Genomic DNA, 10,409 nt, shown 5'->3' with positions numbered 1-10,409 from the left:
GGATTGTCGAACGGCTTGGTCAGCGTGTTGAACCGCATGTCGTACTGGCGGCCCGCCTGGTTGACGATCATCGTCTTGACGTTCTTGTCCTTGGCGATCAGCGGCAGCAGGTCGGGCGGCACGATCTCGACCAGGTCGACCTCGCCGCCGATCAGCGCGTTGACCTGGGTCTGCTGGTCGGGGATGGTGATCCATTCGACACGATCGACCTTGGCGACCTTGCCGCCGGCCAGTCCGGAGGCCGGCTCGGCGCGCGGCTTGTATTTCGGGTTTTTGACGTAGACCGCCTTCTCACCCGCCTTCCATTCATCCTTCTTGAAGATGAACGGGCCAGAGCCGATCGAGTCGGTGATCTGGGTGTTGGCGTCGGTGCCGGCGACGGCCTTGGGCATCATGAACGGCACGTTCGAGCTCGACTTGCCGAGCGATTCGAGCACCAGCCCGTAGGGCTGCTTCAGCACCATCTTGATGGTCCTGGCGTCCGGCGCGGAGAGATCGGCGATGACGCCCATCAGCTTCTGGCCCATCGAATCCTTGGCGCCCCAGCGCTTGATCGAGGCGACGCAATCCTCGGCCGTCACCGGCTTGCCGTCGTGCCACTCCAGGCCGTCGCGCAGGGTGAAGGTCCAGGTGAGCTTGTCGGGCGAGACCTCCCACTTGTCGACCATCTGCGGCTTGACCTCGAGCTTCTCGTCGAGGGCGAACAGCGTGTCGTAGATCATGTAGCCGTGATGGGTGGAGATCAGCGCCGTGGTCCACACCGGATCGACGATCTTGAGATCCGAATGCAGCGCCACCTTGAGCGTCTGCTGCGCGGCGGCCGGCGCGGCGAAGGCCAGCGCGGCGGCCAGCGTGAGAACGGCACGACGACCCGGAAACACCATGAAACCCCTCCTGTCCCCCCGGACTGGGGCGACAATAAAGGGATCAGTCGTCCTGCGCGACTGCCAACAGCGCTGGCCAGTCCGTCAACTTCACGCGAGGCCGGCCCAGCGCTGCGCCGGCCGCGACCTCGTGCCTGTCGATGCGATGCCAGCCCGCGGCATCGATCGCCGCCGGCAGGATGTCCGGTCTGCTCTTGGGATCGCGCGCCACGAGCCAGGCGAGCACCTCTTTGGCGACGGCGTGGCTCTCCGCCCGGTTGCTCGGGATGGTGCCGGTCGGCCCGCGCCGCGCCCAGCCGACGGCATAGACACCCTCCTGCCGCGGGAACGGCTCGCCTTCGTAGCCGATGCAGGTCACGACCAGGTCGACCGGCAGAATACCGACGGCAAGCTCGACTTCGCCCGGCCGGAAGGCGAGCGGCGGCGCGTTGAAGCGGAAGTGTATCGTGATCGGCTTCGATCCCGGCTGATGCGCGGCAAAGCCTTTCAGGATCTCGAGGTTTTTGGCCTTGCGCAGGCGCTCGGGCGTCGGACCGGAGGCTGGCGGCGCAACGTTCAAGGCAGCCGGATCGGTCACCGCGACCGCGCGCGCCAGCCGGCCCATCTCGGCCAGCTCGTTGCCGGTGAACGACGCATGCTCGGGACCGCGACGGCCAATAATGTGGATGTCTGCGAGCGGCGCCGCGGCGATTGCGGCCTCCGCTTCCGGCACGATATCGCTCCTGGCCATCTCCTCGGCGCCCTTGGCCAGCACCCGCGCAACGTCGAGCGCGACATTGCCGTTGCCGATCACGGCAATCGACCTCACCTGGGAGAGATCGGGACCAACGCGGAAATCGGGATGACCATTCAGCCAGGCGATGAAGCGCCAGGACCCCCACACATGAGGCAGATCCTCGCCCGGGATGCCGAGCTTGCGATCGATCACGCGGCCAGTGGCGACGATCACCGCATCGTAGGCCTCGCACACCTCGTCCCAGCCGAGGTCGCGGCCAACCTCGATAGTGCCGGCGAAGCGGACGTCGGGCAGCGCCAGCAGGCGGTCGAACTGGCGGACCACCGCCTTGGTCCCCTGATGGTCGGGCGCCACGCCGGCGCGCACCAGGCCGAACGGCGTCGGCAGGCGCTCGATGATGTCGACATGCAGGTCCGGATTGGCGCGCAGCAACCCGTCGACGGCATAAAAGCCCGACGGCCCGGCGCCCACGATGGCGACGCGGTGAGTCATGGCGGCCCGCTTAGCATATGATGGCGCCATGGCTAAATACCCCCACCTTCGCCAGCTCGGCCGGCCGGCCAGGCTGCCCGAGTCGCCGGACAAGGCGGTGCTCGAAACGGTGCCCAATCCCATGCCGCGCGAGCTCTATCTCGTGCGATTCACGGCGCCTGAATTCACCACCCTCTGCCCGATGACCGGCCAGCCCGACTTCGCCCATCTCGTCATCGACTACGCGCCGCGCACCAAGCTGGTGGAGAGCAAATCGCTGAAGCTGTTCCTCGGCAGCTTCCGCAATCACGCCGACTTTCACGAGGCCTGCACGCTGGCGATCGGCCAGCGCCTGGCCAAGGTGCTGGCGCCGCGCTGGTTGCGCATCGGCGGCTACTGGTACCCGCGCGGCGGCATGCCGATCGACGTGTTCTGGCAGACCGGCCAGCCACCGAAAGGCCTGTGGCTGCCCGACCAGGGCGTGGCGCCGTATCGCGGTCGGGGATGAGCCGCGACGGAGATGAGCCGCACTCCGCCGACACCCAAGCGCCCGCCGCGCCCGGCGACGCCGGTCGAGCTGCGCGACGCGATTCGCGCCGAGGCGTTGCGGCAGGGCTTCGATGCCGTCGGCTTCGCTCCGGCCGTGCTGGAACCCGACGCGCGGCGTGAGCGCCTGCGGCGCCTCACCGACTTCGTCGATGCCGGCTGGCAGGGCGACATGGGCTGGCTGGGCGAGCGCACCGAGGCGCGGGCCGATCCGCAGCACCTGTGGCGCGACGCCAGGACGGTGGTATCGCTCGCGGTGAACTATGCGCCCGCGGCCGATCCGCTCGCGGTCCTGGATGAGCGCGAGCACGCGGCCATCTCCGTCTATGCCCAGGGCCGCGACTACCACGAGGTGATGAAGAGCAAGCTCAAGGCGCTCGGCCGCTTCATCTGGGACACCTACCGGCACAGCCTGAAGGTCTTCGTCGATACCGCGCCCCTGATGGAGAAGCCGATGGCGCAGGCGGCCGGTCAGGGTTGGCAAGGCAAGCACACCAACCTCGTGTCGCGCCAGTTCGGCTCGTGGCTGTTCCTGGGCGAGCTCCTGCTGTCGGTCGAGCTGCCCGCCGACCCGCCCGAGACCGACCATTGCGGCAGCTGCCATGCCTGCCTCGACATCTGCCCGACGCGCGCCTTTCCGGCACCCTACCGGCTCGATGCCCGGCGGTGCATCTCCTACCTGACGATCGAGCACGCGGGACCGATCGACCGCGAGCTCCGGCCGCTGCTCGGCAATCGCATCTATGGCTGCGACGATTGCCTCGCGGTCTGTCCCTGGAACAAGTACGCGCACCAGGCGCGCGAGAGCGCGCTTGCGCCGCGGGCTCAGTTGAACGCCCCACCGCTCGTCGAGCTGGCGGCGCTCGACGACGCGACCTTCCGGCGCCGCTTCGCCGGCACCGCCATCAAGCGCATAGGCCGCGACCGCTTTGTGCGCAACGTCGCCTACGCGCTCGGCAACAGCGCCGCGCCGGCCACGGCGCTGCCCGCCGTCGAGCGCCTGCTGGGCGATCCTTCGCCGCTGGTGCGCGGCGCCGCGGTATGGGCATTCTCCCTATTGGCGCCCGACCTGATAGCCGAACGACGACGTCTCACCCGGGAGAGCGATCCGGAGGTGCGCGCCGAATGGCAGGCGGCCGCGTAAGGTCTGAGGAGGAAACGATCATGAAAATCCTATTCGCCGCTCTCGCCGCCGTGTTGCTGGCGACGGCGGCAACGAAGGCCCAGACGCTCACCGCCGATCAGGTCGCAGCCATCATCGCCAGCCCCGATCGCACGGCGGCCGATCGCACCAACGATCTGCGCCGCAAGCCCGATCAGATGCTGACGTTCATCGGTATCCGGCCCGGCATCACGGCGCTCGATCTCAGCGCCGCCGGTGGCTACACCACGGAGCTGCTGGCACGCGCCATTGGCCCCGACGGCACGGTCTACGGCCAGAGCCGGCCACGCAATCCCAACCAGCCCGTGACACCGCCGCCGGCGCCCGAAGGCAACAGCAATCCAACCATCCCGTCGCCCGCGCCACCGCCGGCTGCAGCCGGACCGCGGCCATCACCCGTCGCCCTGGCCGAGCGCAGCGCCGCAATGAAGAACGCCGGCATCAAGGCGGCGCCGATCACCGCCCTCGTCCGTCCGTTCGAGGATCCGCTTCCGCCCGAGCTCGCGACCGACCGCTTCGATCTCGTGACCTTGATGTTCAACTATCACGACCTCGGCCATCTCGGGACCGATCGCGCCGCCATGAACCGTGCGGTGTTCAAGGCGCTCAAACCGGGCGGCTTCTATGTCATCGCCGATCACTCCGGCCGTCCGGGAACCGGCATCTCGGAAGCCGGCACGCTCCATCGCATCGAGGAGGCCTTCCTGCGCCAGGAAGTCGAGGCGGCAGGCTTCAAGCTGGCGGCCGAAGGCAACTTCCTGCGCAACCCCAACGATCCGCGCGACAAGAACACGCCGGACCCGCCGCAGCCCAAGGACGAGTTCGTCCTGAAGTTCGTCAAGCCCTAAGGAGGCTACGCCTCGCCCCCGAAGCGCGCGCCGCCAATGCATCGCAATGAGAAGTAGCCACAGATAAACACAGATGACGATGCGATTGTGGCTCCACCGGCGCCCATCCTCGCATCGGTATCGGGCGGCTCTCGTTTCGAGTTCAGCCATCCCTGTTCATCTGCGTTCATGGGTGGCTGAACTTATGGACGTCAGAGAACGACGGACGCAGGCGATCCATGCCCCCTGGACAAGGCTTCCAGAATCCTCTACCTTGTTTTGCAAGGTACCATGTTATATATTGTAGCAAGGAATTGAGCCTCTTGTCCGATTCCCTCCTGGTGCAGCTTCGCAAAGGCGTGCTCGACATGTGTGTGCTTGCCATGCTGGCGCGCAGCGACGGTTACGCCTACGACATCGCGAGCCGCCTGGCCGAGGAGATCGGCATGGGCGAAGGCACGATCTATCCCCTGATGCGGCGCATGCAGGCCGACGGCCTGGTGAAGACGTATCTCGAAGAATCGAGCAGCGGCCCGCCGCGCAAGTACTACCAGCTCACCAAGTCAGGCCACGCGGCACTCGCGACCCAGAAGGCCGAATGGAACAGCTTCACCGCCGCCGTCGCGCGCGTGCTGTCGGCGAGCGGGACGGCAAGCAAACTCTCAGGAGCAGGCCGATGACCAAGGCAGAATTCCTCGACACGCTGCGCCGTCGCCTCGCCGGCATGCCGCAGGACGAGATCGACGACGTCATCATGGACTATGCGACCCACTTCGCCGACGGGAGGGCGGCCGGCCGCAGCGAGGCCGACATCGCCCGCGCGCTGGGCGATCCGATGCGGCTCGCCCGCGAGCTGCGCGCCGAGGCGGGCTTCCGGCGCTGGGAATCGGAGCGTACCCCGTCGAGCTTCTTCGCCGTGCTGTTCGGCCTGCTGGCGCTGATTGCCGTCGACTTCGTGTTCCTGCTGCCGCTGGTCGGCGCCCTCCTGCTGGTCGCCCTGATCGCCGGGCTGGTCTTCTTCGGCCTCTGCCTCGCCGGCCTGGCGGTGCTCACGCACATGTTCAGCTGGCACGGTCTTTTCGCGTTCCCCTCGCCGACGCGTGCGCTGAGCGGGCTTGGCCTGCTCGGCATCGGCATCGGCGGCAGCGCGCTGCTGATGCTGATGGTCGATTACGTCGTGCGCATGCTCGGCCGGTTCGCGCGCCTGCACTATGCGCTGATCGACCGCGCGACCCCGGCAACCTGACCGCTGGCTTCGGAGGATTCCCATGATCAGAGGTCTGGGCTGGGTGGCCCTCGCCGGCTTCGGCGTCGGCGCCGCGTTTCTGTCGCTGGCGTTCGCCATCGGCGGACCCGAGCTCGACGATCTGCGTCGCGACCTATCGCTTGGCGCGTCGTGCGAGGGCGGCGGCCCGGCGAGCAGCGATCGGCGCGAGAAGCAACTCGCCTGGGACGACGGCGACAGCCTCGAGCTGTCGCTGCCGGGCACGGTCTATTTCCGTGGCGGCCAAGGCAGCGACGTGACGGTGCGCGGCCCCGGCGATCTCGTCGACCATGTCGAGATCAAGCACGGCCGTATCACCCTCCATTGCCGCAGCCGGGCCCCGACGCGCGACCTCGAGGTGACGCTGCCCGGTCGCGCCTTTCGCAGCATCCGCATCGCCGGATCGGGCAAGCTTGTCATGGAAAGCGTCGATCAGCCCGAGCTGGCGCTCGCCATTGCCGGCAGCGGCACGATCCGCGCCCAGGGCAAGGTCGATCCTGCAACGGTGAAGGTCGCCGGGTCCGGCGACGCCAGACTTGGCGAGCTCGCAGCCAGGCAGATCACCATCGACATCTCGGGTAGCGGCACGGTCGAGGCCAGGGCCAAGGATTCGGCCGACATCAAGATCTCGGGCTCCGGCGACGTACGCCTGCTCGAACGTCCGGCCGATCTGCGCAGCAAGCTCTCGGGCTCCGGCCGGATCACCGGCGTTCCCTGACGATTCAATCGTCCGGACCGCGCCCGTTGCGATCTGGCCCGCACATCCGTTGTGGGTAAGTCCCGAAGTCCCGGCAATTCAGGATCGACTATGGTTGGGGAACTGTCGCCCTGCTTGCCCGAAATCGCCATGCCCTCGGTCGGTGCCGCCCTCGTCTCCCTGCTTCGACCGGTCGAGCGACCGGGTGACTTCTGCGTCGGTGGTCAGCGGGAAATCATCATGCCGGCGATCGACATCGAAGGCGTCGGCAGGATCTCCTTTCCGCTGCCGCCCGCGCAGGTCGAGCAGCTCATCGGAATTGCCCAGAGCGCGCCGTACGGGCGCGGCGCGGAAACGCTCGTCGACCGTGACGTCCGCAGAACCTGGCAGATCGATACCGGCCACGTCCGGATCGGTGGACGTCACTGGCAGAACACGCTCGACGAGCTGGTCGCCGACATCGCCCTTGGTCTCGGCGTGAACGGGCCGGTCGCGGCCGATCTCTACAAGCTCCTCGTCTACGATTCCGGCAGCTTCTTCGTCGACCACCGCGATACCGAGAAGGTTCCCGGCATGTTCGCGACGATGGTGCTGGTGCTGCCCTCGGCTCATCGCGGTGGCGAGCTGGTGGTCCGGCACCTCGACCGCGAGGTGGTGTTCGACCACCATCCCGAGGAGCCGTCGGAGATCGGCTTCGCGGCCTTCTATGCCGACTGCGTGCACGAGCTTCGTCCCGTCGTCGCGGGCAGCCGCGTGGCGCTGATCTACAACTTGCGCTTTCCGGACCGGAAGCGATTGCCCAAACCGCCCGACCATCGAACCGAGCAGAAGCGGATTGCGGAGCGGCTTCGACAATGGGCCGACTCGGGCGAGGAGCCCGACAAGCTGATCCTGCCGCTCGAGCATGCCTACACGCCAGCCGAGCTGTCGTTCGAAAGGCTCAAGGGGCGCGATGCCGCCGTCGCGTCCGTCCTCGTCGGCGCGGCCGCGCAAGTGGAGTGCGACCTCCATCTGGCGCTGGTCTCGATCGAGGAAAGCGGCAGCGCCACCTATGCCGACGATTATCGCGGAAGGGGTTGGGGAGACGAGGACGACGACGAGGCATTCGAGGTCGAGGAAGTGACTGACCGGGACCTGACCCTGTCGCACCTGCAGCGGCCGGATGGCGGCGCATCGGACTTCGCCGATTTCCCCTTCTCGGAGAAGGAGTTGTGCCCGCCCGACGCCTTCGAGGATCTGACGCCGGACGATCAGCATTTTCACGAAGCCACGGGCAATGAAGGCGCCTCGTTCGACCGCACCTACGTTCGCGCCGGCCTGGTGCTGTGGCCGCGCGCCCGGCGGCTCGCCGTGCTGAACCAGGCCGGGCTCGCGGCGACGCTGCCGCATCTCGAGGATCTGGCGGCCCGCTGGCGGGCGAGCGGTGCTTCGGGAACCGACTCGCCGCTCTGGCGGGAGGCCGACGAGCTTGCCCGGCACATGCTGGGCACCTGGCCCTCTTGGCGACGCGACGACGATGCCAATGCGCGCCGGATGCTCGAGGCGCTGGTGCAGCTGGGCGCCATCGCCCGCATCGATGCGTTTCTCGCCTCGCGCTCGGCCGAGGGAGACTATGCCGCGTCCGACAACGAGGCGATCGTACGCGCCGCGGCGCTGCTGGCGCCGTCGCGGGCGAGCGAGCTGCTGATCCGGATCGTCCGGCGCAACACGGCGACCCGGCCCGGAGCGTGCGCCGACCTGCTGAAGCGCTGCACGATGGCCTCGGGCGGCCGCGTCGGCGACCTGGCGAGCATCGCGGCGGCGTTCATCGACGTTTTGCCGGGCGCATCGGGCGGGCGAGCGGAGAAACTCACCTGGCAACGTCCCGATCCCGTGACCGCGGACCTGGTCGACGATCTCCTGACGGCGACGAGCCTGGTCGATTCGGGACTTGCGCGGCGGGCGGTCGACCACGTTCTGGCCTGGCCCAAGACCTACAAGCTCGACTCCGTGGTGGTGCCGGCCGCTGTCGCCCTGGCCAAGCGGCCCGAGTGCAGAGGATGGCCGGCCGTCGAGCAGTTGCGCGAAGCCTCCCTGCATCATTTGCGCAAGCGCATCGCTGTCGAGCTGGAGGCGCCACGAGACTGGACGCGCGACGACCCGATCAAGTGCAAGTGCGCCGACTGCCGTGATCTCGGCGTGTTCCTGGTCGATCCGAAGCGATCACAATGGCACCTGAAGGCGGCTCAGCAGCGCCGCAATCACGTGGAGACGAACGTCCGGAACTACCTGTGCGACGTCGACGTCGCGACGGATCGGCGCGGCAACCCCCACATGCTCGTCGCGACCAAGAATCAGGCGAGCTACGAACGGCGGGCGGCACAGCGCCAGGCAGACCTCGAGCGCGAGGCGGCGCTGGCCGGATGACGGCCGGCCTTGCGCGTTCGCCGGACCGGCGCATCATGTCGCCATGAGCCGGAAGAATCGACGCCCCATTGCCGACCGCGTCGCCGAGGCTGCCGAGGCCTCGCTGGCAGCCCAGCACTATGTCAGCGCCATCGACGTGCTCGTCCGCATCGGCTGGCTCGATCCGGGCGCGGTCAAGCTCTGGCGGCTCGGACGGGTCCCGTGCCTCGAGCGCGTCGTCCAGACCAATCTGCCGCGCATATCCGAGGCCATGAAGCTCTTGCGGTCGTGGGCTGCCGCGAAGGGCTTGTTCCCCAGCGAGACTCACTACGTTGCGCGCACGCCGCAACGCCAGACCCTGCGCTTCAGCCAGAGCGGCGACCCGACGATCGAGAGACTCTACAGGACGCACTGGGTATCGAACGTTCTTTCGGAGAGGAAGCGCGAGCGCCTGGCGGAGAAGGCGAGCAAGGCGCCCGAGCTGGTCGTGATCCTGCCCTTGAACAGCGATTGGACCTGTCACCGTTGCGGCGGTAGCGGCGGCATGCTGATCATGGAAAATGCCGGACCGGCGTGCCTGCGCTGCATGGGCCTCGATGACCTGGAGTTCCTGGCGGCAGGCGATGCGCTGCTGACGCGCCGCGTCAAGGCGAAAAGCGCCAGGAGCGCGGTCGTCGTCCGGCTCAGCCGGACCCGCAAGCGCTACGAGCGGCAAGGCCTGCTGGTCGATCCGCAGGCCCTGGCGGAGGTTCAGCGCGGCCTGGGAGAGCGCGATCGCCCGTAAGGGCATGTGGCGAAACAGCGGCTTTGGGTTGAAAGACTTCTTCTGGACCGCGGGCATCTTGCCCGCTCCTGATTCTGAGCGGGCAAGATGCCCGCGGTCCAGAAGAGGCTCCTCGCCGTCACAAACGCCAAGCCGGCGAGCTGCCAGCTCTGAGCCGGCCGCCGGCGAATCGAGGGCTGCAGGTCACCGCCGCTCCTTGAAGAAAGCACGCAGCAGCTCGGCCGAGTCGCGCTCGCCGAGCCCGGGATAGAGTTCCGGCCGGTGATGGCACGAGGGCTGATCGAACAGGCGCGGGCCGTGCTCGACGCCGCCACCCTTGGGATCGGACGCTCCCCAATAGAGCCGCCGGATGCGCGCGAAGGAAATCGCCTGGGCGCACATCGGACAGGGCTCGAGGGTGACGTAAAGATCGCAATCGACCAGGCGCGGCGCACCGAGCGCCGCCGCCGCCCGGCGAATCGCCAGCATCTCGGCATGCGCCGTCGGATCGCGATCCTCCTCTGTGCGATTGCCAGCCTCGGCCAGCACCGCACCATCGGGACCGACGATCACGGCGCCGACCGGCACCTCCCCCCGCACAGCGGCTGCACGCGCCGCGGCCAGCGCACGTTCCATGGGCGACGGTCTTGTCGGGCCGGTCATAAGGAGGAAAA

General features: G+C 67.9%; 11 protein-coding genes. 8 read left to right on the top strand and 3 right to left on the bottom strand.

Features of this window, described 5'->3' with window-relative positions:
- On the bottom strand, window positions 1–884 hold an 884-nt coding region (locus ACILR9_RS31745; RefSeq protein WP_395713990.1), incomplete at its 3' end, for an ABC transporter substrate-binding protein.
- 43 nt (window positions 885–927) lie between these two features.
- Entirely contained in the window at window positions 928–2,112 is a 1,185-nt protein-coding gene (locus tag ACILR9_RS31740) for an FAD-dependent oxidoreductase (protein ID WP_395713989.1), read from the bottom strand.
- Between the two features lie 28 nt (window positions 2,113–2,140).
- On the opposite strand from ACILR9_RS31740, the gene queF reads away from it, so the two are divergent.
- The 8 genes from queF (at window position 2,141) to ACILR9_RS31700 (ending at window position 9,756) form a co-directional block, all read left to right on the top strand.
- On the top strand, window positions 2,141–2,599 hold the full coding sequence (queF, locus tag ACILR9_RS31735) for a preQ(1) synthase (protein ID WP_395713988.1): 459 nt from the start codon (window positions 2,141–2,143) through the stop codon (window positions 2,597–2,599).
- 12 nt (window positions 2,600–2,611) lie between these two features.
- Entirely contained in the window at window positions 2,612–3,781 is a 1,170-nt protein-coding gene (gene queG, locus ACILR9_RS31730) for a tRNA epoxyqueuosine(34) reductase QueG (RefSeq protein ID WP_395713987.1), read from the top strand.
- Window positions 3,782–3,801: 20 nt separating this feature from the next.
- Window positions 3,802–4,647, top strand: a complete 846-nt coding sequence (locus ACILR9_RS31725) for a class I SAM-dependent methyltransferase (protein WP_395713986.1) — start codon at window positions 3,802–3,804, stop codon at window positions 4,645–4,647.
- 302 nt (window positions 4,648–4,949) lie between these two features.
- A complete protein-coding gene (locus ACILR9_RS31720; RefSeq protein WP_395713985.1) occupies window positions 4,950–5,306 on the top strand; it encodes a PadR family transcriptional regulator in 357 nt (118 codons plus the stop codon).
- Window positions 5,303–5,872, top strand: a complete 570-nt coding sequence (locus ACILR9_RS31715; RefSeq protein WP_395713984.1) for a DUF1700 domain-containing protein — start codon at window positions 5,303–5,305, stop codon at window positions 5,870–5,872. Before ACILR9_RS31720 ends, ACILR9_RS31715 begins: the two co-directional genes overlap by 4 nt.
- A gap of 22 nt (window positions 5,873–5,894) precedes the next feature.
- Window positions 5,895–6,608, top strand: coding sequence for a GIN domain-containing protein (locus ACILR9_RS31710; RefSeq protein ID WP_395713983.1), 714 nt, complete (start codon window positions 5,895–5,897; stop codon window positions 6,606–6,608).
- A 219-nt stretch (window positions 6,609–6,827) separates the two neighbouring features.
- Window positions 6,828–8,993 (top strand): 2OG-Fe(II) oxygenase, encoded by a 2,166-nt coding sequence (locus ACILR9_RS31705; protein WP_395713982.1) that lies wholly within the window; start codon window positions 6,828–6,830, stop codon window positions 8,991–8,993.
- A 43-nt stretch (window positions 8,994–9,036) separates the two neighbouring features.
- On the top strand, window positions 9,037–9,756 hold the full coding sequence (locus ACILR9_RS31700; RefSeq protein WP_395713981.1) for a hypothetical protein: 720 nt from the start codon (window positions 9,037–9,039) through the stop codon (window positions 9,754–9,756).
- Between the two features lie 183 nt (window positions 9,757–9,939).
- Here ACILR9_RS31700 and ACILR9_RS31695 read toward each other — a convergent pair whose 3' ends face one another.
- Window positions 9,940–10,371, bottom strand: a complete 432-nt coding sequence (locus ACILR9_RS31695) for a nucleoside deaminase (protein WP_395713980.1) — start codon at window positions 10,369–10,371, stop codon at window positions 9,940–9,942.
- Between the last annotated feature and the right edge of the window lie 38 nt (window positions 10,372–10,409).

The organism is Reyranella sp. (genome assembly GCF_044224635.1).
Lineage (GTDB): Bacteria > Pseudomonadota > Alphaproteobacteria > Reyranellales > Reyranellaceae > Reyranella.
Note: the sequence above shows the minus strand (reverse complement) of the source record. Positions and strands in the feature narration are given on the sequence as shown.